Origin of the sequence: Azospirillum agricola, from assembly GCF_020005195.1 — a bacterium.
In the GTDB taxonomy this organism is placed as follows: domain Bacteria; phylum Pseudomonadota; class Alphaproteobacteria; order Azospirillales; family Azospirillaceae; genus Azospirillum; species Azospirillum agricola.
The window spans coordinates 1,308,563-1,332,654 of sequence record NZ_JAIFZR010000004.1; the positions used below are offsets into that span (position 1 = coordinate 1,308,563).

The following is a 24,092-nucleotide window of genomic DNA, read 5'->3' on the forward strand; positions in this document are numbered from 1 at the left end:
GAATGGAGGAGCAAACAAATAAACAGCCGGGGCCGGTCCGCGATGGAAGGGTCAGGCCGCCTGGGAGCCGGCGCCGTCGGCCCGGACGAAGCGGAGGGTCGATTCGATGATCATCCGGCGGTGCTGCTCGCGGATCCTGGCGTCGGCCAGATCGATCTTGAAGATGAAGGAGAAGGTGTAGCGGTTCGAGGAGCGGAAGAAGCAGAAGGACGAGATCAGCATGTGCAGGTCGACAGGTTCGATGCCGGGACGGAACACCCCGTCGCGCTCGCCCCGTTCCAGGATGGTGCGGATGGTGTCGATGATGCTGAGGTTGATGGTGCCGATCGAGGCCGACTTCTTCATATGCCGGGCCTGATGGATGTTCTCGACGCTGACCAGCCGGCTGCGCTCCTGGTGGCTGTCGTGATAGTCGAAGGTCACGCCGACGAGACGGCGCAGCGCCTCCATCGGCGGCAGATCCTCCAGGCTCAGGCTCTGCTCGAACTGGCGGTTGTGGGCGTAGCTGGCCTCCAGCGCGGCGATGTAGAGGCCCTCCTTGCCGCCGAAATAATAGTAGATCATGCTCTTGGTCGTGCGCGTGCGCGCGGCGATCGCCGCCACCTTGGCGCCGCTGTAGCCCTTCTCGGTGAATTCCGAGATCGCCGCCTCCAGCACCTCGCGCCGCGTGCCCTCCGGATCGTTCTTGCGCGGCGGCGCCTTTCCGGGGGCTTTTCCGCGCGGCGGCTTCGCGGCCACGGGCGGGGTCGCCACGCCCTCCGCCATGCCTTCCGCCGTGCTCTCCACTGACCGCGCGCTCTGGTGCGCCTGCCAGATCTCCAGCAGGCGGTTGGGATTGCCCCCGCCCACCTCGTTACGCAGGGCAAACTTGTTCACCGGCCGGCCGGCGGCGACCAGCCGCTGCCCGGCGGCGATGATGTCCTGATCGGAGAAGGTGGGGCGACGGGCCATCGTTGCGCGCCTGGAAGGTTGGATGAAGCCGGCAAACAAATTTATCTTGCGCGGGTCCGAACAAATTTGGCAAGAGCCGTGCGGGAAGCAGCGCTTGCCGGGCGACGGCGAAGCTTCGCACGAAAAACCTACCGTTTGGTATTTTATTCCGATGCGGGAGGGATTCCGCCCGCAGCTCCGCTGCGGCATCGACGCGTCGCGCGCGGGCGTCCGTTGCGAATTGCCCCTCGTCCCGACCCGCGGCGCTTGCGGATGCCTTGCGCTTGACGGCGCTCGTCCGTCGGACGGCATGAGCGCGGTCAAGCGACCCTCCCGGATTCATCGCCTGGACCGAACCCGGCCCCCGATGAAAGGACGGGCGGGGAGGCCAGGCGTCGCGGCCGTCGCCTCAGGCGGCGCGGACCTGGGTGATGAAGCTCTGGATCTGGTCGCGGAGCTGGTCGGAATCGCGCGACAGGCTGTCGGCGGCGTCGAGCACCTCGGCGGCGGCCCGGCGGACGTCCTCGGCCGCGGCGCTGACCCCGGCGATGTTGCCGGAGACATGCTGCGTGCCTTGCGCCGCCTGCTGGATGTTGCGGCCGATCTCGTGGGTGGCCGCCGTCTGCTCCTCGACCGCGGCGGCGATGGCGCCGGCGATGGCGTCCACGTCGGTGATGGTCCGGCCGATGGTGTGGATCGCCGTCACCGTGCCGTCCGTCACCGTCTGGATCTCGGCGATCTGGCTGGCGATCTCCTCGGTGGCCTGGGCCGTCTGGTTGGCGAGCGCCTTCACCTCGCTGGCGACCACGGCAAATCCTTTTCCGGCCTCGCCGGCGCGGGCCGCCTCGATGGTGGCGTTCAGCGCCAGCAGGTTGGTCTGGCTGGCGATGTTCTGGATCAGGCTGACCACGTCGCCGATCCGCTGCGCCGCCTGGACCAGCCGCGTCACCAGCGCGTTGGTGCGCTCGCCCTCGGCCACCGCGTTGCGGGCGATGGTGGCGGCGCCGTTCACCTGACGGCCGATCTCGCCGATCGAGCCGCCGAGCTGTTCGGAGGCGGCGGCGACCGTCGCCACGTTGGCGGAGGCCTGTTCCGTCGCCGCCGCGACCGAGCTGGCCTGCTCCGTCGTCCGCTCGGCGACCCCGGTCATGCCGCGGGCGTTGGTCTGGAGCTGGCGCGCGGCGTGGGCCACGGCCTGGACGATGCCCTGGACGTCGGCGTCGAAGCGGTCGGCCAGCGCGCGCATGGCGGCCTGCCGGTCGGCCTCGGCCTGCCGCTTCTGCGCCTCGCGCTCCTCCTGGAGACGCTGGATGTCGAGGCTGTTGTTCTTGAAGACCTGGAGGGCGCGGGCCAGCAGCCCGACCTCGTCCTTGCGCTCCGTCCCCTGGATGGCGACGCCGAGGTCGCCGCCGGCGATGCTGGTCATCTCGGCGGTCAGGCGGTTCAGCGGGCGCACCACGAACAGCACGACGATCGAGCCGAGCAGGCCGAAGGCGACCAGCAGCCCGATGCCGGCGACGAGCGACAGGCGCATCATCACGCTGGCCGACAGGGCGACGGCGCGCTCCTCGGCCTCGCGGGTCTCCGCGAGACTCTGCTCGACCCGCTCGCCGAGCGCCGCGGTCAGCTTCTGGCGCACCGGGCGGCCGACGTCGATCGACACCCGCATGGCGCTGTCGGTGTCGAAGCCGCGCGCGAGGTCGATGGCCTTCTGCGAGACCCGCTCATACTCGCCGATGATGGTCTTGACGGCGAGGATGCTCTCGCGGTCGGCGGCGCGCCCATATTTGGCGGCGAGCTGGTCGATGGCGCCCAGCGCGTCGGCGATCTTGGCCTTGTAGAGGGCCTGGGCGGCGTCGATGGCCGGGCGCGAGCCGGCGACGATGGCGTTGGCTTCGGCGTCCATGGCGTCGCCCATGGCCGACTGGATGCTGATGGTCGCGGCCAGCCGGTCGGCGACCACCTCGGTGACGCGGCTGGTCGAGGCGGTCAGGTCGAGGATCGCCGAGCGCGCCGTCCACACCACGCTACCCATGACGGCGAGCAGAATCAGGGCCGGGATGAGGAGCTTGTGGACCAGCTTCCGGTCGGAGAACCAGCGGTGGAGGGGCATGGGGGGCCTTCGTCGATGGTGTGCGGCAGGATGGAGCGGAACGGGTGACCATTTCCGATGGCGCCCCGTCCCGGCCCGCCCCTTCCAAAAAGGGGCGGGCGAGGGAGGGCATAGCGGCACGCGAACGTAAACAGATGGTTTACACTGTAAACTTTTGGTTCCGTCACTCCGGTATGCCTCCCCTGCGGGACGCTGGGGCGGATGTCCGGGAAGGGGGCTTCATGACGGCCGTCGCCACGCTGCGGCGCCCCGGCGCCTGGACTTGCGGGCGGCACACCGGTAGAAGCGGGGGGAACAGGCACGAAGACGGGCGCTTTCCCATGACGTTTCAACAGCGTTTGATCCTGCTGGTCACCGGTCTGGTGGTTCTGGCCGTGGTTGCGATCACCGCCGCGCTCGCCTGGACCACGCAGGGCGCCCTGTCCGCGCGCATCGAGACCGACGCCCGCATGGCCGCCGGTCTGCTGGCCCGTGCCGCGTCGCAGGCGCGTGACATCCCGCAGGACGTCGAGGCGATGCTGGGCGAGCGGCTGCTGTCGGAGGCGGCGCTGGCCGCCCATCTGGTGGCGCTCGCCGAGACCACCGCCAAGCAGCCGGCCAAGGCCATCGCCGACCGGCTGAAACAGGTCGCCGAACAGGGCGGCCCGGACGAGATCTGGATCACCGACAACCGTGGCCGCGCCTATCTGCACAACGTGCCCGGCCCCGACCCGCTGTTCGGCCAGGACGCCAAGGGCGGACCGCGCCACAGCGCCTACACCGGGCTGCTGAACCGCTCGCCGGCGACGTTGGTGTCCGACGCGGCGGTGGAGGGCGGCAAGCTGATGAAGTTCGCCGGCGTCGCCGGGGTGGACAAGCCGCGCATCGTCCAGGTCGGCGCCGACGTCCGTCGGCTGGCCGACATCGCGAAGAAGGCCGGCGCCGACGGGCTGATCGACGCGCTGCTGGCGACCCGCGCGGTGGAGGCGGCGTGGCTGCTCGACCGCGACGGCCGGGTGGTGGCGCGCGGCGCCGTGATCGGCGAGTCCGGCGGCGGCCCGCTGTCCGATTTCGGCACCGAGACCGCCAGGACGGTGGCGCTGGCCGGGGGCGACGCCGTTCAGGTTGCGGCCGATGGCGGCAGCCTGCTGGCGCTGGCCCCGGTCAAGCTGGCGGGGGCCGGCGCCACGACGGCCGGGGCGCCGGCCGTCGCGGTCGTCCGCCTGCCGGGCGACGAGCCGGGGGTCATGCTGCGCCGCCAGTTGAAGATCGGCGGACTGCTCGGCGTCTTCGTGCTCGGGCTCGGGGGTTTCCTGTCGGTCCGCTTCGCCCGTGACCAGATGGCCCCGGTCGAGCGGCTGAGCGAGGCGGTCAAGGCGGTCGAGGCCGGGCGCTTCAACCCCTTCACCCTCAACGAGGCGACCGAGCGCGACGACGAGTTCGGCCGCCTGTCGCGCGTCTTCCGCCGGATGGCGATGGAGGCGACCGCCCGCGAGGAGACGCTCGACGCCCAGCTCCTGATGCGCGGCGCCGAGCTGGAGACCAAGACCGAGAAGCTGGCGATCGCCGAGCACATCCTGGAGGAGGAGCAGCGCGCCGCCCGCGACGTGCAGGCCAACCTGCTGCCGCGCCAGCTTCCCGTGGGCCGCGACAGCCAGTATTACGGCGCGCTGGTGCCGGCCCACGCGGTCAGCGGCGATTTCTACGACGTGATCGAGCTGGACGAGAACCGTGCGCTGCTTGTCGCCGCCGGGGTGTCGGGCGGCGGCGTGCCGGCGGCCTTCCTGATGCTGATGGTGCGCGGCGCCATCCGCGAGCTGGCGCGCCCGGACGCCACCCCCGCCGCCATCCTGACCGGCGCCAACGACCGGCTGTGCGGCGAGAGTCCCTTCGACGGGTTCGCCACCGCCTTCGTCGCGATCTACGACCGGACGACCGGCGTGGTGCAGCACGCCGCCGCCGGCCATCGCGGCGCCTGCCGCATCCTGGCCGACGGCACCGTCGAGCCGCTGACCGAGGCCGGCGGCCCGGCGCTGGGCGTGCGCAAGGGCTCCCCCTACGGCGAGGCGACGAGCGTGCTGGGCCAGGACGACGCGCTGTTCCTCTGCACCGAGGGGCTGCTGCGCTCGGTCGACGCGCGGCGCGAGCCGTTCGGCGAGGAGCGGCTGGTCGCCCTGTTGCAGCAGAGCCGGGGCCTGTCCGCCCGCGACCGCGCCGAGTTGGTGCTGCGCTCCGTCCAGGCCCACGCCGGGCCGGAGGGCGTGGCCGGTGATCTGGTCTGCCTCGTGCTGCGGCGCCTGCTGCCGGTGGCGGAAGCGGCGGAGACGGTCTGAGGGGCTTCGTTCCTCAGCCCGCCTTCGTCCTGCGCCGCCGCGCGCCCTCGCGGGCGCGGGACTCGGTCTCCCGCGTCAGCCGTTCGCGCAGGAAGGCCAGCACGGCGGCCTCCTCGCCGTCCAGGCCGTCGAGCTGGTCGCGCAGCTCGTGCTCGACCTCGCGCTTCAGCGCCGCCAGCAGGCTGCCGTCGAGATAGGCGCCGAGCACCTCCGGGTGGACGTAGCTCTTGCGGCAGACCGCCGGGGTGTTGCCGAGCCGGGCCGCCACCTGCTCGATGGCGCGGGTGACGTTGCGCTTGGCGGCGGCGGCGCTGTCGAAGCTCTCGAACTCGGTCAGCGCCATCGCCGCCAGCACGGTGCCGGCCCAGGTGCGGAAATCCTTGGCGGTGAAGTCCTCGCCGGTCGCCGCCCGCAGATAGGCGTTCACGTCGCCCGACGTCACCGCGTGGCGGGCGCCGTCGCCGTCGACATACTGGAACAGCTCGTCGCCCGGCACGTCGCGGCAGGCGCGCACGACGCGGGCCAGCCGGCGGTCGCGCAGCGACACCTTCCACGCCTTTCCCGACTTGCCCTTGAAGGAGAAGCGCAGCTCCGCGCCCTCGATGGCGGCGTGGCGGTCGCGCAGCGTGGTCAGCCCGTAGCTGCGGTTGTCGCGGGCGTAGCTCTCGTTGCCGACGCGGATCAGCGTGGCCTCCAGCAGCCGCACCACGGCGGCCAGCACCTTCTGGCGCGGCAGGCCGCGCCGCCCGAGGTCGGCGTCGACCCGCGCCCGCAGGCCGGGCAGGGCGCGGCAGAACTCCAGCATCCGGCCGAACTTGGTGCCCTCGCGCAGTTCGGTCCAGCGCTGGTGGTAGCGGTATTGCTTGCGCCCGCGCGTGTCGCGCCCGGTGGCCTGGAGATGGCCGTCCGGGTCGGCGCAGATCCAGACGTCGCGGTAGGCCGGCGGAATCGCCAGCCGGGCGATGCGGGCCAGCGTCTCCTCCTCGCGCACCGGGGCCCCGTCGGGCCAGCGGTAGGCGAAGCCCTTGCCGGCGCGGCGGCGGCGGATGCCGGGCTCGTCGTCCGAGACGTACAGCAGCCCGGCGCAGGCGGCGTCCTCCTGCGGGGTGGAGGAGGGGGGCGAGGTGGCAGGGGGCGGGTCCTGGAATGCGGCGCTGTCCATCATGGAGCGGAAACGCTCCGGAAGGCGGTTGGTTTCCGCAAGGGGCCGCGGAACGCGCGGCCCCTGCCGGATCACAGGTTCGATTCCAGGACGTGCTGGGCGTAGACCCGGTCGATCGGCTCGTCGATCGACTTGCCGATCAGCTCGAAGCCCTTTTTCCAGTCGTTGACGTGACGCTTCATCCACAAGAGCGCGTCGGCCTTGTCGCGCCTGTGCAGGGCGGCGACGATGGCGCCGTGCGCGTCGACGTTGCGCCGGGCCGCCTGCGGGTTCTTCTGGAACAGCATCTCGGTGGTCGGGAAGAACAGCTTGTTCTCCGGTTCGCGCGCCAGTTGCAGAACGCGGTTGCCGGCCGCCTTGCACAGGATGGTGTGGAATTCGATGTCGAGAATCGCCAGCTCGGACGGCTTGTCGGTCGCGGCGCGCGACTTGCGCAGGTTGAGGTCCAGCTCGCCCAGCCCCTCCTCCGAAATGCGGTCCGCCGCCAGCTCGACGACCGCCGATTCGATGGCCATCGTCGCCTCCCACAATTCGCGGAAGGTGACCTCGTGCAGGACGAAGGCGCGGCTGATGCGGGTGGCGAGGCGGTCGTAGCGCGGGACGCTGGCGTACAGCCGCCGGCTGGAGTCGCGGCGGATCAGGCCGCCCTGTTCGAGCAGGCGGATGCCCTCGCGCACCGTCGAGCGGTTGACGCCGAACTGCTTGACCAGATCCGCCTCGGTCCCGATGGCCTCGCCCGGACGGACGCGGCCGGAAACGATCTGCCGCTCGATGGCGTCGGCGACCAGCTTGTAGGCCGGCGACGCGGCGATCGGCCCGAAGCGGTTCCCGCTTCCGGCGTCAGCCCCGTTGTCCTGGTCCTCGGCTTCGTTGTCCATGCTCTGCATCCGGCATCCTCAGGCGGCTCCGTGGCGCGCAACCGGCGCCGCGGCCCTGGAAAAGGGAATGATCCTGCCACATCATCCGCTTGTCCGACAATGAACATGATTCAGGCGGTGCGGGCCGGCGCCGCAGCGTCCCGGACGCGCAGCGCGGTCTTCAGCAGCTTGCCGTTGGGGTTGCGCGGCAAGCCGCCCTCGACGAAGGTGACGCGGTCGGGGACCTTGTAGTCGGACAGCCGTTCGGCGCAGAAGCGCCGAAGCTCCTCCTCCGTGGTGTCCGGGCGGGCGACCACGAAGGCCTGGACCCGTTCGCCGAGCACCGGGTCGGGGTAGCCGACGACCGCCACCTCGGCGACGCCGGGGTGGTAGGCCAGGACGTCCTCGACCTCGGCCGAGTAGATCTTGTAGCCGGCCCGGTTGATCATGTCCTTCTTGCGGTCGAGGATGTGGACGAAGCCGGCGGCGTCGATCGACCCGATGTCGCCGGATTTCCAGTAGCCGCCGACAAAGGCGGACGCGTCGGCCTCCGGGTTGTTCCAGTAGCCGGGCGCTACGGTGGAACCGGCGATCCACAGCTCGCCCGGCTCGCCGGGCGGGACCTCGCGTCCCGCCTCGTCCATGATCCGCACGTCCACGGTGGGCAGCACCATGCCGACCGAGTTCAGGCGCTCCGGCCCGGCCTCCTTGGGCAGGATGGTGACCGGCGAGCTGGTCTCGGTCGATCCGTAGACGTTGAACAGGGTCAGGCCGGGGCTCTTGTCCTTCATCCGCCGGGCGGTCGCCTCCGGCATCGGCGCGCCGCCGAAGGCGCCGACCCGCCAGGAAGAGAGGTCGAAGCGGTCGAACTCGGGGTCGAGCAGGCAGAGGTTGTACATGGCCGGCACCATCAGCGTCGCCGTGACCGCCTCGCGCTCCACCAGCTCCAGGAAGGCCCGCGCCTTGAACTGGGGCATGACGATCAGGCAACCGCCGGCCCCCAGGATGGCGTGGACGACGCCGACCAGCCCGGTGACATGGGCCGCCGGGACGGCCAGCACCATGCGGTCGGCCGGCCCCAGACCCAGCGCGTCGCGGTAGTTCAGGCAGGACTGCACGACGCCGAGGTTCGACAGCACCGCCCCCTTGGGACGGCCGGTGGTGCCGGAGGTGTAGAGGATGCAGACGGGATCCTCCTCCCCGGCCGGCGACGCCGCGGTTCCGCCCGCAGCATCCCCCATCAGCCCCTCGTAGGGTTCCGACCCGTCGGCCGCGCCGTCGACGGCGAAGCGCAGCCGCAGGCCGGGAACCGCCGCCGGGTCGGGCAGCTCGGCGGCGAAGGCCGCCTCGTGGACGAGCGCCGAGGCGCCGCTCTGGGTCAGGGCGTATTCGATCTCGGGCCGGCGCTGCCGGGTGTTCAGCGGCACATGGATGAGGCCGAGGCGGGCGCAGGCCAGCGACAGCTCGACGAAGGCCGTGCGGTTGCCGATCAGCGTGGCGAGGCGGTCGCCCTTGCGCAGGCCCCGTGCCGCCAGCCCGTCGGCCAGCCGCCCGACCCACCAGTCGAGGTCGCCGTAGGTCAGGCGCCGGGCGCCGTCGATGACGGCCAGGGCCGCCGGGTCGGCGGCGGCGGCGGCGCGGAACAGGGCGTCGACGGACGGCGGGCGCTCGGCGAGGCAAGGCACCACGCGGCCGAAATGGGATTCCCGGCGGATCATCATGCTGTTTCCCTCCTGTCATCCACCGTTGCCGGGCGGCCGGCCGGTGGTTCGTATCGTTGGCTTGAGACCCTCTCTCCCCGAGGGAGAGGGGCCTTCCCTCTCATCAGGCGGCCCCCCAGCCGCCCACGCCCCAGGCCCGCCCATGGTCGATCACGACCCGCTCACCGACCAGCGCCCGGAAGCGGGTGCGGTCGCCGTCGCGCCAGATCTCGGTGCGGACGGACTCGCCGGGCAGGACCGGGGCCGTGAAATGGGCCTCCATCCCGCGCAGCCGTTCCGGTTGCCCGTCATAGGCCAGCCGGACCAGAGCGTGGCCGACCAGCCCGTAGGTCGCCAGCCCGTGCAGGATCGGGCGCTCGAAGCCGGCCGCGCGCGCCGCGGCGGGATCGGCGTGCAGCGGGTTGATGTCACCGCTGAGGCGGAAGATCAGGGCCGCCTGGGGTTGGGTCGGCAGGGTCAGCGCCGCGTCGGGCGGCCGGCCCGGCGGTGCGGGACGCGGCGGCGAGGTGGCCGGCCCATCGGGATCGAAGCCGCCGTCGCCCCGGCACAGCGCCGTCTGGGTGACGGTCGCCAGCCGGCGGCCGGTCGCCGTGTCGGTGATCCGCCGCTCGCTGACCACCAGGGCGCCGCGCGCCGCCCCCTTGTCGATGACGGCGGTGACGCCGCCTTCCGAGCGCAGCCTGCCGGAGGTCGGCAGCGGGCCGTCGAGCTCGATCCGCTCCGCCGCGTGCACCACCCGCGCGGCGTCGAGCCCGGTGTCGAGATCCCGGTACCAGAAGCCGGGATAGCCGAGCAGGCTGGCCATGGTCGGGGTGGCCCGCAGCCCGCGCCCGTCCTGTTCGTGGACGAAGGGGAGCTGCTCCCCATCCACCGGGTCGTTGCCGTAGCCGACCCCCAGCGCGTAGAGGATGCAGTCCTTCTCGGTGAGGGTCTGCTCGACGGCCGGAAAGCGCAGCGCGCGCAGCCGGTCGGGATCGAACGCCATGGTCGGAGCCCCCCTCACGGCACCAGGACGACCTTGCCGACGGTGCGGCGTGCGCCCAGCGCCTCCAGCGCCTTGGGTGCGTCGGCCAAGGGGAAGACGTCGCGGATCAGCGGCTTGATGATGCCGGCGCGGCGCAGCTCGAACAGCTCGGCGAACAGCGGCGCGATCAGTTCCGGGTGGTGGCGCCGGTACTCGCCCCAGAAGACGCCGAGCGCCGCCGCGTTCTTCAGCAGCAGCCGGTTGGCCGGCAGGTCGGCGATGGCGCCGCCGGCGAAGCCGACGATCACCAGCCGGCCGCCCCAGGCAAGGCAACGCAGGCTGTCGGTCGCCACCTTGCCCCCCACCGGATCGACCACCACGTCCACCCCGGCCCCGCCGGTCGCCGCCCGCACGGCCTCGACCAGCGGCTCGGCCGTGTAGTCGATCACCAGATCGGCGCCCAGTTCCCGGCATAGCGCCGTCTTGTCCGGCCCGCCGGCGGTGGCGATCACCCGCGCGCCCCAATGCTTGGCGAGCTGGATAGCGGCCGATCCGACGCCGCCGGCCCCGGCATGGACCAGCACGGTCTCCCCCGCTTGCAGGTTGGCGCGGTGGCGCAGCGCCAGATGGGCGGTCGGGTAGATGATCGGCAGGGCGACGGCCTCGCGCATCGGGAAGTCGTCGGGGATGCGCTCCGACCCGACGCGCGGCACCCGCGCGTATTCGGCGAAGCCGCCATGGTCGAGCAGGGCGCACAGCCGGTCGCCTTCGCGGTAAGGGCTGCCGGGGCCGGCCTCCACCACCGTGCCGGCCACCTCGATCCCCGGCGTGAAGGGGAGCGGCGGCTTCACCTGGTACTGGCCGCGGATCATCAGCGTGTCGAGGAAGTTGACCCCCGCCGCCTCGACACGGATCACGCATTGGCCGCCGCCGGCCGCCGGGCGCGGCTGTTCAGTGAACGCCATCGCGCCGTCCTCGGCGATGCGCTCCACGGTCCAGGCCTTCATGGCGTTCCTCCTTTTTCCGGGCTGTCCTTCACGCCAGATGCTCGCGCGGCGTGACCAGATAGGCCAGCGATTCCCCGCGCCGCCCCTTGGCCTTCTTCAGCTCGTCGCGGGCGATGGTGCGCAGATGGACCTCGTCGGGCCCGTCGATGAAGCGCAGCGCCCGGCCCCAGGTCCACAGGAAGGACAGCGGCGTGTCCGGCGTCAGCCCCATCGCCCCGAACACCTGCATGGCCCGGTCGACCACGCGGGTTTGGAGACGCGCGGCGCCGACCTTGATCGCCGACACCTCGACGCGCGCCGCGTGGTTGCCGGCGCGGTCCATCAGCCACGCCGCCCGCAGCACCTGGAGCCGCAACTGGTCGATCTCGATGCGGGATTCGGCGATCCAGTCCTGGATGTTGGCGTAATCGGCCAAGTGGCGGCCGAAGGTGCGGCGCTCCAGCGCGCGCTCCATCATCAGTTCCAGCGCCAGCTCGCACTGGCCGATGGTGCGCATGCAATGGTGCACCCGTCCGGGGCCGAGCCGCGCCTGGGCGATGGCGAAGCCCTTGCCCTCCTCGCCCAGCAGGTTCGCCGCCGGCACGCGCACGTCGCGGAACAACACCTCGCAATGCCCCTCCGGGGCGTGGTGGTGCATGATCGGCACGTCGCGGACGACGCGGACGCCGGGCGTGTCGAAGGGCACGATGACCATCGAGTGGCGTGCGTGCGGGTCGGCGTCGGGGCGCGGGTCGGACAGGCCCATGACGATGACGAAACGGGCGTTGGGGTGCCTGGCCCCGGTGGTGAACCATTTCCGCCCGTTGATGACGAAGGAGTCGCCGTCGCGCAGGATCGTCGTCTGGAGGTTGGTCGGGTCCGACGAGGCGGTGTCCGGTTCGGTGATGCCGACGCAGGAGCGGATCGTGCCGTCGAGCAGCGGCGCCAGCCAGCGCGCCTTCTGGTCCGGCGTGCCGAACATGTGGAGGATTTCCATGTTGCCGGTGTCGGGGGCGTTGCAGTTGAACAGCTCCGACGCCCAGGGCAGCCGGCCCATGATCTCGGCCAGCGGCGCGTATTCCAGGTTGGTCAGCCGGGTGCCCGGCTCGTCGTCGCGCAGGGCCGGCAGGAAGAGGTTCCACAGACCCTCGGCGTAGGCCTTCGCCTTCAGCCGGTCGACCAGCTCCAGCGGGTAGCGGCCGTCCTCGACGGCGCGGTGCCACTCGGTGTTGGCGGGCAGGACATGGGTCCGCATGAAGTCGTCCAGGCGCGCGCGCAGCCCCTCGACCTTGTCCGAATAGGCGAAATCCATCCCGTCTTCCTTTCTGTTCTGGTCCGGCGCGTTCCGCCCGGTTCTGCGTTTTCGAGTTTGGCCGTCAGAGCGGCCGGGCGCCGCCTTCGGCCAGTTCCGCCGCGCGCCGGGCGAAGTTCGCCGACAGCCGGCCGACCTCGGCCGCCTCGGCCGAGGCGGCGTTGCCGTTTCTCGCCCGGTCGGCGATGCCCTCGAAGATGACCGCGAAGCGGAACAGCGCGAACACCGTGTGGAAGCGGGTGAAGCGCTCCGCCCGCCCGCCGGCGGCACCATACCAGGACAGGAAGTCGGCCTGGGACGGCAGCCCCTGGGCGGCGAGATCCTCGCCGAGCAGCCCGCCATACTCGTCGGGCCGCGTCTCCCAGGTCAGGGCGAAATGGGCGACGTCGGCCATCGCGTCGCCGATCGTCGACAGCTCCCAGTCCAGCACGGCGACGACGCGCGGCTCCGTGGGGTGGAACATCAGGTTGCCGATGCGGAAATCGCCGTGCGCGATGGTGGCCGGCCCGGCGGCCGGGAAATGCTGGGGCAGCCACTCGATCAGACGCTCGATCTCCGGAAGGTCGCGGGTGCGCGACTGGGTCCATTGCCGGGTCCAGCGCGCGACCTGCCGCTCGAAATAGCCGTCGGGCCGGCCGTAGCCGTCGAGCCCGGCGGCGCGCCAGTCCACCGCGTGCAGGCGCGCCAGCATCTCCGCCGCCGAGCGGTACATGGCGGCCCGCTCCTCCCGTGGCGCTTCGGCCAGCCGGCAGTCGGCGAAGACCCGGCCGTCGAGCCGTTCCATCACGTAGAAGGGCGTGCCGATCACCGAGGCGTCGCCGCAGAAATGCACCATGTGGGGAACCGGGACGTCGCTGCCGCGCAGCGCGTCCTGGATGCGATGCTCGCGGTCCACCGCGTGGGCCGAGGGCAGCACCGTTCCGCCCGGCTGCTTGCGCAGGACCAGCCGGTGGGTGGGCGAGGTGACGAAGAAGGTCGGGTTCGACTGCCCGCCCGAGATCCGCTCCAGGGTGATCGGGCCCTGGAAGGACGGCACCGCGCCGGCGAGGTGCCGTTCCAGCTCGGCCGTGCCGAAGCCGTTGGCGGGCAAGGCTCCGCCGTCTTCCTGCGCGGTCATGGCCACGGTCATGGCTGTTCTATCCTCTTGAGGTCAGTTGGCCGCGGTCACTTCCTGACCATCGGGCACTCGCTGCGCGACAGCGGCATGAAGGCCTCGGCCGCCGGGATGGTGCGCAGGATCTTGAAATAGTCCCACGGCCCCTTGGATTCCTGCGGGGTCTTGACCTGCGCCAGATACATGTCGTGGATCATCCGGCCGTCGGCACGGATCGCCCCGTTGCGGGCGAAGAAATCGTCGATCGGCAGCTCGCGCATCTTCGCGGCGACGGCGTCGCCGGCCGTGGAATCGGCGGCCTTGGCGGCGCGCAGGTAATGCAGGACCGCCGAATAGACGCCGGCGTGCAGCATGGTCGGCTTGCGCCCCTCCATGCGCTTGGACCAGCGCTCCGACCAGGCGCGGTTGCGCTCGTCCATGTCCCAGTAGAAGCCGGTGGTCAGCAGCAGCCCCTTGGAGGCCTCCAGTCCCAGCGCGTGGATGTCGGTGATGAAGGTGATCATCGCGGCCAGCCGCTGCCCCTCGCCGCCGATGCCGAACTCGCGCGCCTGCTTGATCGAATTGATGAAGTCGCCGCCGGCGTTGGCCAGCCCGATCACCTTGGCGCCGGACGCCTGGGCCTGGAGCAGGAAGGAGGAGAAGTCGGAGCTGTTGAGCGGGTGGCGGGCGCTGCCCAGCACCTTGCCGCCGGCGGCGTTGACGACCTCGCTGGCATCCTTCTCCAGCGAATGGCCGAAGCCGTAGTCGGCGGTCAGGAAGTACCAGCTCGTCCCGCCCTCGGCGATCACCGACTTCGCGGTGCCGTAGGCCATGGCGTAGGAATCGTAGACCCACTGGAAGGCGGTCGGCGAGCAGGCCTTGTTGGTGAAGATGGTCGAGCCGGCGCCCGTGTTCAGCAGAACCTTGTTGGTGTTGCGGGTGATCTCCTGCACCGCCAGCGCGATCGAGGTGTTGGGGGTGTCGGCGATGGCATCGACCTTGTCCTCGTCGATCCATTTGCGGGCGATGGCGGCGCCGACGTCGGCCTTGTTCTGGCCGTCGGCCGCCAGGATGCGGATCGGCTTGCCGTTGATGGTTCCGCCGAAATCCTCCACCGCCATCCTGGCGGCCTCGACCGATCCCTTGCCGGTCAGGTCGGTGTAGACCCCGCTGAGATCGGTCAGCACGCCGATCGTGATCCCGCGCTCGGGAATCTCGGCAATCGCCGCCCCCGTTGGCGCGGAGGCGAGCATCGCCAGACCGAGAAGCTGGGCGCCGTATCGCTTCATAGCCGTTTACTCCCCAGATTTTTGTTTGGTGCTTTCGCAGCAAGCGTTCCGCTTGGCCGGATATCGGTTTATCCGTTTGTCCGACAAAGTAACCATCCGGTCTTCGGGCGAGGCTGTCAAGCCCTTTCATGGACCGCTTCCGGCAAGCGCCAGGGAGGGCCGGGGCGGCGGGCGGTCCGCAGGCCGGAACCGGGTGCGACCTTGTGCCTCTAGTGCCTTTGAGGATCTTTTCATCGGTCCGTGATCGGCGGACACTTCCGCCTCGAACGGCTCGGGTGCGCTGGCGCCGGGGATGCCGCGCTCCGGGAGCCGGGTGACATCCAGCGATGGAGGACACCATGCCGACGCAGACGCCGCCCAGCAGGCCGCAGGCCGCGCCGTGGACGATGGGGAGGACCAGACCGATCGGAACGCTGGTGGCGGTTCCCTTGAACCGCTGGGCCGGCATGCCGGCCATGTCGGGCTTCTTCCGCAGCGGCGATCCGTTTCTCGATCTGCGCGACCGCTTCGACCACGTGTTCGACAGCGCCTTCTATGACGCCGTTTGTGGCGGTCTGACGAGGGATGACAGGTTCCACCCGCCTTCCCGGCGGTCCGACGGGATCGGGGGCGGCCGCCTCCCCGCCGGTCGTGATTTCGCGTGAGCGGGCGGGTTCATCGAAACGACAGCGGGGGGCCGGCGCGGCCCCCTGTCCTTGCCGGTGCCGGAGGTCAGGCGCCGGTGGGCTGCGCCTCGTCCTGCGGGCCGCGCACGGTGCCGATCAGGTGCAGGGAGCTTTGCAGGGTCAGATTGTCGAGCGCCTCGACCCGCAGGCTGGAGAAGATCTTGATGCGGCTTTCCAGTTCGACGTAGGCGCGGCGGAAGGCCTTCATCGTCTTGTCCTCGCCGCCCCCGGCGGCAGCGGGATCCTCGACCCCCCAATGGGCGGTCAGCGGGGCGCCCGGCCAGACCGGGCAGAGCTCGCCGGCCGTCTGGTCGCAGACGGTGAAGACGAAATCCATCACCGGGGTGCCGGCTTGGGCGAACTCGTCCCAGCTCTTGGAACGCAGGCCGTCGGTCTTGTGATTGAACGCCTTCAGCGTGGCGATCGTGTGCGGGTTGACGGTGCCCGACGGGAAGCTGCCGGCGGAGAAGGCGTTGAAGCGCCCGGCGCCCCAGCGGCGCAGCAGGCATTCCGCCATGACGCTGCGCGCGGAATTGTGGGTGCAGAGGAACAGCACGTTGTAGGTCTTGTCGGTCATGGCCCACCTCGAAGGTTCGGCCCGTCACAACGGCGGAGCGGGCGACGGCATCCTGCCGCGCCCGCCCGTCGCTTCTCAAATCAACCTTTTGTGTCAGGGGAAGGCGGTTCCCTTGCCTTCAATCGTCCCCATGCCCGTGGGCCAGAGCCCCGTTGAACGGCTCCGCCGCCGCCGGCTTCCCGGCCCCCGCCATCTTGCGCAGCAGGACATAGAAGACCGGTGTCAGCACCAGACCGAACAGGGTGACGCCGATCATCCCGGCGAACACCGCGACACCCATCGCGTGGCGCATCTCGGAGCCGGCCCCGGTCGAGGTCACCAGCGGCACCACGCCCATGATGAAGGCGATCGAGGTCATCAGGATGGGCCGCAGCCGCAGCCGGCTGGCCTCGATGGCGGCCTGCACGACGCTGCGCCCCTGATGCTCCAGCTCGCGGGCGAACTCGACGATCAGGATGGCGTTCTTCGCCGACAGGCCGACCAGCACCATGAAGCCGATCTGGGTGAAGATGTTGTTGTCGCCCCCCGTCAGCCACACCCCGGCCAGCGCCGACCCCAGGCTCATCGGCACGATCAGCAGGATGGCGAGCGGCAGGGTCAGGCTCTCGTACTGCGCCGCCAGCACCAGGAAGACCAGCAGGATGCTGATGGGGAAGACCCACAGCGCCGCGTTGCCGGCCAGGATCTCCTGGTAGGTCAGGTCGGTCCATTCGAACCGCACGCCGCGCGGCAGGGTTTCCGCCGCGATGCGCTCGGCCGCCGCCTGCGCCTGTCCCGAGGAGTAGCCGGGCGCGGCGCCGCCGTTGATGTCGGCGGCGGTGTAGCCGTTGTAGCGCACCACCATCTCCGGCCCGTAGCTCTGCTTCACGGTGACCAGCGAGGAGAGCGGCACCATGTCGCCCTGGGCGTTGCGGGTCTTCAACAGGCCGATGTCGGCGGATTCGGCGCGGAAGGGCGCGTCGGCCTGGACACGGACCTGGTAGACCCGGCCGAAGCTGTTGAAGTCGTTCACGTAGAGGGAACCCAGATAGATCTGCATGGTGTCGAACACCTCGCCGATGGCGACGCCCTGCTGCTTGGCCTTCACGCGGTCGAGATCGACGTCGAGCTGCGGCACGTTGATCTGGTAGCTGGAAAAGCTCGGCCCCAGCTCCGGCGTCTGCATCGCCTTGGCGACGAAGGCATTGACCGCCGCGTTCAGCGCCTCGTAGCCGAGCGCGCCACGGTCCTCCAACTGCATCTTGAAGCCGCCCAGCGTGCCGAGACCCATCACCGGCGGCGGCGGAAAGATGGCGACGAAGGCCTCCTTCAGGCCGGCGTAGCGCTTCTGCAGGTCGCCGGCGATGGCGGCGGCCGACAGCGACGGGTCGTGGCGCTCGGCGAAGGGCTTCAGCGTGACGAAGACGATGCCGGCGCTGGAGCTGTTGGTGAAGCCGTTGACCGACAGGCCGGGGAAGGCGACGGCGCTCTGCACGCCGGGGCGGGCCAGCGCGATGTCGGTCATCTGGCGGATCACCGCCTCGGTGCGGTCGAGCGAGGCGCCGTTGGGAAGCTGGGCGAAGCTGATGAGGTATTCCTTGTCCTGGGCCGGGACGAAGCCCATCGGCACGGCGCGGCCGAGCAGCACCGTCACCGCCAGCAGCCCGACATAGACGACCATCATCAGGCCCTTGTGGCGCACCACCCCGCCGACGCCGCGACCGTAGCCGTCGGACGCCCGGTGGAACACCCGGTTGAACAGCCGGAAGAAGCCGCCGAAGACCTTGTTCATCGCGCGGGTCAGCCAGTCCTGCGGCTGGTCGTGGCCGCGCAGCAGCACGGCGGCAAGCGCCGGCGACAGGGTCAGCGAGTTGAAGGCGGAGATCACGGTGGAGATCGCGATGGTCATTGCGAACTGCTTGTAGAATTCGCCGGTCAGGCCGGACATGGCGGCGAGCGGCACGAAGACGGCGACCAGCGTCAGCGCGATGGCGATGATCGGGCCGCTGACCTCCTGCATGGCGCGGTAGGTGGCCTCCTTGGCCGACAGGCCGTTCTCGATGTTGCGCTCGACGTTCTCGACGACGACGATGGCGTCGTCCACCACGATGCCGATCGCCAGCACCATGCCGAACAGCGACAGCGCGTTGATCGAGTAGCCCAGCCCCAGCATCAGCGAGAAGGTGCCGACGATGGAGATCGGGACCGCCAGCAGCGGGATGATTGAGGCGCGCCAGGTCTGGAGGAAGACGATGACGACCAGCACGACCAGCGCCACGGCCTCCAGCAGCGTGTGGATCACCGCGTCGATGCTCGACCGCACGAACTGCGTCGGGTCGTAGACGATGGAGAAATCGACGCCGTCCGGCATGTCGGCCTTGAGGTCGGCCATCGTCGCGCGGATCGCGTCGGAGATCGCCAGCGCGTTGGCGCCGGGCGACTGGTTGATGCCCAGCGCCACCGCCGGCTTGTTGTCGAGCAGCGAGCGCAGGCCGTACTGCGCCGCCGCCAGCTCGACGCGGGCGACGTCGCGCAGGTAGGTGACGCCGCCTTGCGCATTGCTCCCTTGGCCCCCGGTCTTGAGGACGATCGAGCCGAATTCTTCCGGCGTCTTCAGGCGCCCTTGCGCGTTGATCGAGAGCTGGAGCGGCGTGTCGGGCAGCGACGGCGAGGCGCCGATGACGCCGGCCGCGACCTGGACGTTCTGCTCGCGGATCGCCGCCACCACGTCGGACGCGGTCAGGCCGCGCTGGGCGACCTTGTTGGGGTCGAGCCAGACGCGCATCGAATAGTCGCCGGCCCCCCACACCTGCACCTCGCCGACGCCCGAGATCCGGCTCAGCCGGTCCTTGACGTTGAGGATGGCGTAGTTGCGCAGGTAGGTCATGTCGTAGCGGTCGTTGGGCGACAGCAGATGCACGACCATGGTGAGCGTGGGCGAGCTTTTCACCGTCGTCACGCCCAGTCGCTGCACGTCGGACGGCAGGCGCGGCAGCGCCTGCGACACGCGGTTCTGCACGAGCTGCTGCGCCTTGTCCGGGTCGGTGCCCAGCCTGAAGGTCACGGTCAGCGCCATGTTGCCGTCGCTGTTGGCTTGCGACTGCATGTACAGCATGTTCTCGACGCCGTTGATCTGCTCCTCCAGCGGGGAGGCGACCGTCTCGGCGATGACCTTGGGGTTGGCGCCCGGAAACTGGGCGCGGACGACGACCGACGGCGGGACGACCTCCGGGTATTCGGAGATCGGCAACTGGAACAGCGAGATCGCTCCCGCCAGGAACAGCGCCACCGACAGCACGCCCGCGAAGATCGGGCGGTCGATGAAGAATTTCGAGATGTTCATGATGGCTCTCCCGGCGGGACCCGGATCATGGCTTGGAGGCGGTCTGGACGGCGGCGTCGGGGTTGCCCATGGCGACCAGCTTGGGGCTGATGCGGGCGCCGGGACGGGCGTGCTGGGTGCCGTTCACGACGATGCGCTCGCCGGCCGAAAGCCCGCTCTGCACCACCCGCAGCCCGTTCTGCGCCGAACCGGGGACGATGGCGCGGTACTGCACGGTGTCGTCGCCGCCGACGACGAGGACGAATTTCTTGTCCTGGTCGGTGTTGATGGCGCGGTCCTCGACCATCAGCGCGTCGTGCGGGGTGCTGCCGCCGACCTTGATGCGGGCGTAGAGGCCGGGCACCAGCATCCCGTCCGGGTTGTCGAACTTGGCGCGCACGCGGATGGTGCCCGACACGGCGTCGAGCCGGTTGTCGACATGCTCGACGACGCCGTCGCGCGAATAGCCGCTTTCGTTGGCGAGGCCGAGATGGACCGGCACGTCGGCCTTGTCCTTCACGTTGGCGATGTGGCGCAGGTAGGTCTGCTCGTCGACGTCGAAGGAGGCGTAGATCGGCGAGACCGAGACCAGCGTCGTCAGCGGCGCCGCCGAGGCGCCCGACGCCACGACGTTGCCGACCGTGAACTCGGCGCGCGAGACGCGGCCGGAGATCGGCGCCGTCACCTGGGTGTGCTCCAGGTCGATGCGGGCGAGGTCGAGGGCGGCCTGCGCCGCCTTCAGGTTGGCGGCGGCCTCGCGGGCGGTGTTGTCCTTCTCGTCCAGCGTCTGGCGCGAGACGGTGTTGTTCTGCACCAGCCGCTGGGCGCGGTCGAGGTCGGCGGCGGTGAAGCGCACCGCCGACTGCGCGGCGGCGAGCTGGGCCTCGGCCCGCGCCACCTCGGCGACGTGCGGGCGCGGGTCGATGGTGAAGAGGACGTCGCCCTTCTTCACCAGGGCGCCGTTGCGGAAATGCACGGCGGTGATGGCGCCGGACACCTGCGGGCGGACCTCCACCCGGTCGACCGCCTCCAGCCGGCCGGAGTAGGACTGCCAGTCGGTGATCTTGCGGGCGACGACCGGCGCCACGTCCACCTCGGGCGGCGGCGGGGCGGCGGTGGCCGCCGCGGGGGCGTCGGCGTGGCCCTGGGTGGTGGCGAAACCGGTGACGGCGGCGGTGGCGGCACCGGCGGCGAGAAGAAGGGCGAGCTTCGAACGGGACAGCGTCATTGGAACATCTCCTGGGGGAGTCAAGCGGTGGCGGCGGCGCTGTCCACGGGGGACAGGCGGCGGCGGAAGAAGTCGGCGACCGCCAGCAGCGCCGGGCGGTGGCCGGGCAGGGCGGCGTGCGAGATGGCGGGGAAGCGGGTGACCTCGGTGGAGACGCCGGCTTCGATCAGGTTGGCGGCGTAATGCTCGGCCTCGATGCGCAGCACGTCGTTCTGCGCGGTGACGATCAGCGCGGGTGGCAGCCCGGCCAGCCGGCGGGAATCGAGCGGGGCGGCGTAGGGGTGCAGGCGCTGCGCCGCCTCCGGCAGATAGGCGCGGTAGCAGCGGGCGTAGGTGGCGGCCGGGACGTCGGACTGCACCGCCCGCGCGTCGCCGGCCCGCGTCAGGCTGGGGTCGAGCATCGGACCGAGCAGGGCCTGGGCGCGGATGTCCACGTCGCCCTGGTCGCGGGCCAGGAAGGTCAGCGAGGCGGCGACATGGCCGCCGGCGTCGTGGCCGGCGACGCCGATGCCGCCCTTGGCGATGTTCAGTTCGCGGGCGGCGCCGGCGGTCCACAGGGCGGCGCGGTGAGCGTCGTGGGCGGCGGTGGGGAAGCAATGGGCCGGGGCCAGCGAGTAGCCGACCGAGACGACCAGCGCCGGTACGCTCTCGGCGATGGCGGCGGCGGCGCTCTCCGCTTCCTCCAGCGAGCCGGAGGTGAAGCCGCCGCCGTGCAGGTAGAGCAGGGCCGGGACGGTCAACCCGATCAGCGGCCGGTAGAGCCGCAGCCGGATGTCCTGGGCGTGGCCGGCGATGGTCCGCTCATCGACCGCGAGCGGGCAGGGTGCCGTTTCGGTTTTGCGTGCTTTCGACTGGTCCGATGACCGACCCATGATCCGCTGGTGCCTCGGCACCCCTCCCGCATTGCAACAGGATGGAGTGTGGTCGCCAGCGGGATCGGAATAAATACGCCGTCAACGCCAACACAATTCGGATGGCATGAACAATCGGGGGCGGTTTGAACGCCCTCTCCCGTCCCGGGAGAGGGAGGGGACCCGAGAAGCGGGGAGGGTGAGGGGCTATCGGAACATGGATTGCGCACCACGCCCGGTAGCCCCTCACCCGGCCCTTCGGGCCACCCTCTCCCGGGGCGGGAGAGGGGAAATCGGGATCACACCACGCAGAGGCAGGCGGTTTCCGAATCCATCGCGACGGTGCCCACCGCTACCGGGGCCTTCTGCGCCTCCTTCTGCATCCCCCGCTCCGGGCAGTCGTAGCCCTCGATCTCCTCGCCCTGCATCAGCGGACAGCCCTCGAACAGCTCGGCGACCCAATCGACGAAGGCGCGGACCTTCGGCGACAGGTGGCGGTTGTGCGGGTAGAGCGCCGAGATCGGCATCAGCTCCGGCCGCCACTCCTTCAGGATCTCGACCAGGGCGCCGCTGCGCAGATGCGGCAGCGCCATGAAGCGCGCCACCTGCCCGATTCCCAGCCCCTCCAGCGCGCAGGTGACGTAGGCGTCGGCGTCGTTGACCGAGACCGGGCCGTTCAGCTTCACCTCGTGGGTGACGCCGTCGCGCTCGAAGCTCATCTCGTGCATCTTGCCGGTGCGGGTGAAGTAGTTGACGGCGACGTGCCCCTCCAGCTCCTCGATGGTCGTCGGCGTGCCGTAGCGGGAAAGGTAGGACGGGCTGGCGACGGTGACGGGGCGGAAGGCGCCGACCCGGCGGGCGATCAGGCTCGAATCCGCCAGATCGCCGACCCGCAGCACACAATCCACCCCCTCCTGGATCAGGTCGATGGGGCGGTCGCTCATCCCGATCATGATCTCGATGTCGGGGTAGCGGGCGTGGAACTCGTGGATGGTCGGGATGATGATCAGCCGTCCGACGGAGCCCGGCATGTCCACCCGCAGCCGCCCGCGCGGAGTCTTGCGGGCGCTGGTGAAGGAGGTTTCGATCTCCTCCAGGTCGGACAGGATGCGGGTGGCGCCCTCCAGATAGGCGGCGCCGTCGAGCGTCAGGCTCAGCTTGCGCGTCGTCCGTTGCAGCAGGCGCACGCCGAGCGCCGCCTCCAGGTTCTGGATGGTCGTCGTCACCGAGGCGCGCGGCAGGCCCAGCGTGTCGGCGGCCTTGGTGAAGCTGTTGACCTCGACGACGCGGACGAAGACGCGCATCGCGTGCAGTTTGTCCATGGGCGGTCCATCGACGCAGTGGGGCGGCGCGTCGCCGAAAAATGGGACGGGCCGGGTGCGCCTATCTAAGCACGACCCGGCCCGAAGTCGATGGGGCTTTGGTGAATGGTGGCGTCAGGTGGCCGGCACCGGCTTGGCGGCTTCCGGCCGGCGGCCCAGCGTCGGAACCAGCAGCGCGGCGACGAGACAGAGCAGGCCGGCGACGAAGAAGGCCGGCAGGTAGCTGTCCAGCGTGCTGCGGGCGTAGCCGGCCCCGAAGGCGGCGCAGGCGGCGCCGATCTGGTGCCCGGCGAAGATCCAGCCGAAGACGAGGTTGGCGCGCTCCCGCCCGAAGCGTTCGGCGGTGAGCCGGACGGTCGGCGGCACGGTGGCGATCCAGTCCAGCCCGTAGAACACCGCGAACAGCGACAGGCCGTACAGCGTGAAGTCGGAATAGGGCAGGAACAGCAGCGACACCCCGCGCAGGCCGTAGTACCAGAACAAGAGCCAGCGGTTGTCGTAGCGGTCGGATAGCCAGCCCGACGCGACGGTGCCGACGAAGTCGAAGATTCCCATCAGCGCCAGCAGCCCGGCGGCCCGCACCTCCGGCACGCCGAAATCGACGCAGAGCGGGATCAGGTGGGTCTGGATCAGCCCGTTGGTGCTTGCCCCGCAGATGAAGAAGGTGGCGAACAGCACCCAGAAGACCCGCGTCCTCGACGCGTCGCGCAGGGCGCCCAGCGCGGCGGCCACCACCGCTCCGGCCGGGGCCGGCGGGGCAACCGCTCCGCCCTCCTCGCCATAGGCCGCCAGCCCGAGGTCGGACGGGCGGTCGCGCATCAGGGCGAGCACGGCCAGCGCCGCCACCCACAGCAGCGCGCAGAGCAGCGCCAGCGCCACCCGCCAGCCCAGCCGTTCGGTCAGCATCGACAGCAGCGGCATGAAGACGAGCTGCCCGGTGGCCGAGCTGGCGGTCAGCAGCCCGACGACCAGCCCGCGCCGCCGGCTGAACCAGCGCGTCGCCACGGTGGCGCCCAGCACCATGGCGGTCAGCCCGGTGCCGAAGCCGACGACGACGCCCCACAGCAGGATCAGCTGCCAGACCTCGCGCATGGCGAGCGACGCCAGCAGCCCGGCGCTGACCAGCGTCAGCGACGACAGCACCATCCGCTTGACGCCGTGGCGGTTGATCAGCGCGGCGGCGAACGGCCCCATCAGGCCGAACAGCAGCAGGCGGATGGCGAGCGCCACCGAGATGTCGGCGGTGGACCAGCCGAACTCGCGCTGGAGCGGCAGCAGCAGCACGCCGGGGGCGCCGACCGCACCCGCCGACACCAGCATGGTCAGGAAGGTGACGCCGACGACGGCCCAGCCGTAATGGATGTTGCGCCGCGCCAGCGCGGCGGCGACGGGGGAGGACAGCATGGATG

At 70.7% G+C, this 24,092-nt stretch carries 18 protein-coding genes; 2 read left to right on the forward strand and 16 right to left on the reverse strand.

Annotation, left to right across the window (positions count from 1 at the left end; all coding sequences use genetic code 11):
• Positions 1-51: 51 nt before the first annotated feature.
• Both JN22_RS14410 and JN22_RS14415 read right to left on the reverse strand, forming a co-directional pair.
• On the reverse strand, positions 52-951 hold the full coding sequence (locus JN22_RS14410; protein ID WP_179166157.1) for a TetR family transcriptional regulator: 900 nt from the start codon (positions 949-951) through the stop codon (positions 52-54).
• A 388-nt stretch (positions 952-1,339) separates the two neighbouring features.
• Positions 1,340-3,043: a methyl-accepting chemotaxis protein gene (locus tag JN22_RS14415; protein ID WP_085554548.1), complete on the reverse strand. Its 1,704-nt coding sequence runs from the start codon at positions 3,041-3,043 to the stop codon at positions 1,340-1,342.
• Positions 3,044-3,363: 320 nt separating this feature from the next.
• On the opposite strand from JN22_RS14415, the gene JN22_RS14420 reads away from it, so the two are divergent.
• Complete coding sequence (locus JN22_RS14420; RefSeq protein WP_085554549.1) at positions 3,364-5,355, forward strand: PP2C family protein-serine/threonine phosphatase; 1,992 nt, start codon at positions 3,364-3,366, stop codon at positions 5,353-5,355.
• Between the two features lie 13 nt (positions 5,356-5,368).
• Here the strand turns inward: JN22_RS14420 and JN22_RS14425 are convergent, their stop codons facing one another.
• The 8 genes from JN22_RS14425 to JN22_RS14460 form a co-directional block, all read right to left on the reverse strand.
• Positions 5,369-6,520 (reverse strand): DNA topoisomerase IB, encoded by a 1,152-nt coding sequence (locus tag JN22_RS14425; RefSeq protein WP_317852927.1) that lies wholly within the window; start codon positions 6,518-6,520, stop codon positions 5,369-5,371.
• A 68-nt stretch (positions 6,521-6,588) separates the two neighbouring features.
• Positions 6,589-7,395 carry a FadR/GntR family transcriptional regulator gene (locus JN22_RS14430; RefSeq protein WP_085554708.1) on the reverse strand — a complete coding sequence of 269 codons (807 nt, stop codon included), beginning with the start codon at positions 7,393-7,395 and terminating at the stop codon, positions 6,589-6,591.
• A gap of 110 nt (positions 7,396-7,505) precedes the next feature.
• Positions 7,506-9,095, reverse strand: coding sequence for a class I adenylate-forming enzyme family protein (locus JN22_RS14435; RefSeq protein WP_211099650.1), 1,590 nt, complete (start codon positions 9,093-9,095; stop codon positions 7,506-7,508).
• Positions 9,096-9,198: 103 nt separating this feature from the next.
• Entirely contained in the window at positions 9,199-10,080 is an 882-nt protein-coding gene (locus JN22_RS14440; protein ID WP_085554550.1) for a MaoC/PaaZ C-terminal domain-containing protein, read from the reverse strand.
• A gap of 14 nt (positions 10,081-10,094) precedes the next feature.
• Positions 10,095-11,066, reverse strand: a complete 972-nt coding sequence (locus tag JN22_RS14445) for an NADPH:quinone oxidoreductase family protein (RefSeq protein ID WP_085554551.1) — start codon at positions 11,064-11,066, stop codon at positions 10,095-10,097.
• A gap of 28 nt (positions 11,067-11,094) precedes the next feature.
• A complete protein-coding gene (locus JN22_RS14450; protein WP_085554552.1) occupies positions 11,095-12,357 on the reverse strand; it encodes an acyl-CoA dehydrogenase family protein in 1,263 nt (420 codons plus the stop codon).
• A gap of 64 nt (positions 12,358-12,421) precedes the next feature.
• Entirely contained in the window at positions 12,422-13,486 is a 1,065-nt protein-coding gene (locus JN22_RS14455; RefSeq protein WP_211099651.1) for a phosphotransferase family protein, read from the reverse strand.
• A 35-nt stretch (positions 13,487-13,521) separates the two neighbouring features.
• The gene (locus tag JN22_RS14460; RefSeq protein WP_085554553.1) at positions 13,522-14,739 is read right to left on the reverse strand and encodes an ABC transporter substrate-binding protein; all 1,218 of its coding nucleotides are present in this window, start codon (positions 14,737-14,739) and stop codon (positions 13,522-13,524) included.
• A 338-nt stretch (positions 14,740-15,077) separates the two neighbouring features.
• Between JN22_RS14460 and JN22_RS14465 the strand changes: the two genes are divergently transcribed.
• Positions 15,078-15,383, forward strand: coding sequence for a hypothetical protein (locus JN22_RS14465; protein ID WP_143268301.1), 306 nt, complete (start codon positions 15,078-15,080; stop codon positions 15,381-15,383).
• Between the two features lie 67 nt (positions 15,384-15,450).
• Here the strand turns inward: JN22_RS14465 and JN22_RS14470 are convergent, their stop codons facing one another.
• From JN22_RS14470 to JN22_RS14495, 6 genes are all read right to left on the reverse strand, one after another.
• The gene (locus JN22_RS14470) at positions 15,451-15,981 is read right to left on the reverse strand and encodes an arsenate reductase ArsC (protein WP_085554555.1); all 531 of its coding nucleotides are present in this window, start codon (positions 15,979-15,981) and stop codon (positions 15,451-15,453) included.
• Between the two features lie 118 nt (positions 15,982-16,099).
• Positions 16,100-19,303, reverse strand: a complete 3,204-nt coding sequence (locus JN22_RS14475) for an efflux RND transporter permease subunit (RefSeq protein ID WP_085554556.1) — start codon at positions 19,301-19,303, stop codon at positions 16,100-16,102.
• Between the two features lie 25 nt (positions 19,304-19,328).
• Positions 19,329-20,510: an efflux RND transporter periplasmic adaptor subunit gene (locus JN22_RS14480; RefSeq protein WP_085554557.1), complete on the reverse strand. Its 1,182-nt coding sequence runs from the start codon at positions 20,508-20,510 to the stop codon at positions 19,329-19,331.
• 20 nt (positions 20,511-20,530) lie between these two features.
• A complete protein-coding gene (locus JN22_RS14485) occupies positions 20,531-21,382 on the reverse strand; it encodes an alpha/beta hydrolase (protein ID WP_085554558.1) in 852 nt (283 codons plus the stop codon).
• A 278-nt stretch (positions 21,383-21,660) separates the two neighbouring features.
• Entirely contained in the window at positions 21,661-22,683 is a 1,023-nt protein-coding gene (locus JN22_RS14490) for a LysR family transcriptional regulator (protein ID WP_085554559.1), read from the reverse strand.
• Positions 22,684-22,797: 114 nt separating this feature from the next.
• The gene (locus JN22_RS14495) at positions 22,798-24,087 is read right to left on the reverse strand and encodes an MFS transporter (protein WP_085554560.1); all 1,290 of its coding nucleotides are present in this window, start codon (positions 24,085-24,087) and stop codon (positions 22,798-22,800) included.
• Positions 24,088-24,092 lie beyond the last annotated feature (5 nt).

Bases quoted from the DNA above. Each gene is read 5' to 3' on its own strand.
- JN22_RS14450 (WP_085554552.1), bottom strand. From the start codon at position 12,357: ATGGATTTCGCCTATTCGGACAAGGTCGAGGGGCTGCGCGCGCGCCTG.
- JN22_RS14420 (WP_085554549.1), top strand. From the start codon at position 3,364: ATGACGTTTCAACAGCGTTTGATCCTGCTGGTCACCGGTCTGGTGGTT.
- JN22_RS14440 (WP_085554550.1), bottom strand. From the start codon at position 10,080: ATGGCGTTCGATCCCGACCGGCTGCGCGCGCTGCGCTTTCCGGCCGTC.
- JN22_RS14430 (WP_085554708.1), bottom strand. From the start codon at position 7,395: ATGGACAACGAAGCCGAGGACCAGGACAACGGGGCTGACGCCGGAAGC.
- JN22_RS14495 (WP_085554560.1), bottom strand. From the start codon at position 24,087: ATGCTGTCCTCCCCCGTCGCCGCCGCGCTGGCGCGGCGCAACATCCAT.
- JN22_RS14470 (WP_085554555.1), bottom strand. From the start codon at position 15,981: ATGACCGACAAGACCTACAACGTGCTGTTCCTCTGCACCCACAATTCC.
- JN22_RS14475 (WP_085554556.1), bottom strand. From the start codon at position 19,303: ATGAACATCTCGAAATTCTTCATCGACCGCCCGATCTTCGCGGGCGTG.
- JN22_RS14445 (WP_085554551.1), bottom strand. From the start codon at position 11,066: ATGAAGGCCTGGACCGTGGAGCGCATCGCCGAGGACGGCGCGATGGCG.
- JN22_RS14435 (WP_211099650.1), bottom strand. From the start codon at position 9,095: ATGATGATCCGCCGGGAATCCCATTTCGGCCGCGTGGTGCCTTGCCTC.
- JN22_RS14490 (WP_085554559.1), bottom strand. From the start codon at position 22,683: ATGGACAAACTGCACGCGATGCGCGTCTTCGTCCGCGTCGTCGAGGTC.
- JN22_RS14465 (WP_143268301.1), top strand. From the start codon at position 15,078: ATGCCGACGCAGACGCCGCCCAGCAGGCCGCAGGCCGCGCCGTGGACG.
- JN22_RS14480 (WP_085554557.1), bottom strand. From the start codon at position 20,510: ATGACGCTGTCCCGTTCGAAGCTCGCCCTTCTTCTCGCCGCCGGTGCC.
- JN22_RS14460 (WP_085554553.1), bottom strand. From the start codon at position 14,739: ATGAAGCGATACGGCGCCCAGCTTCTCGGTCTGGCGATGCTCGCCTCC.
- JN22_RS14485 (WP_085554558.1), bottom strand. From the start codon at position 21,382: ATGGGTCGGTCATCGGACCAGTCGAAAGCACGCAAAACCGAAACGGCA.
- JN22_RS14425 (WP_317852927.1), bottom strand. From the start codon at position 6,520: ATGATGGACAGCGCCGCATTCCAGGACCCGCCCCCTGCCACCTCGCCC.
- JN22_RS14415 (WP_085554548.1), bottom strand. From the start codon at position 3,043: ATGCCCCTCCACCGCTGGTTCTCCGACCGGAAGCTGGTCCACAAGCTC.
- JN22_RS14410 (WP_179166157.1), bottom strand. From the start codon at position 951: ATGGCCCGTCGCCCCACCTTCTCCGATCAGGACATCATCGCCGCCGGG.
- JN22_RS14455 (WP_211099651.1), bottom strand. From the start codon at position 13,486: ATGACCGTGGCCATGACCGCGCAGGAAGACGGCGGAGCCTTGCCCGCC.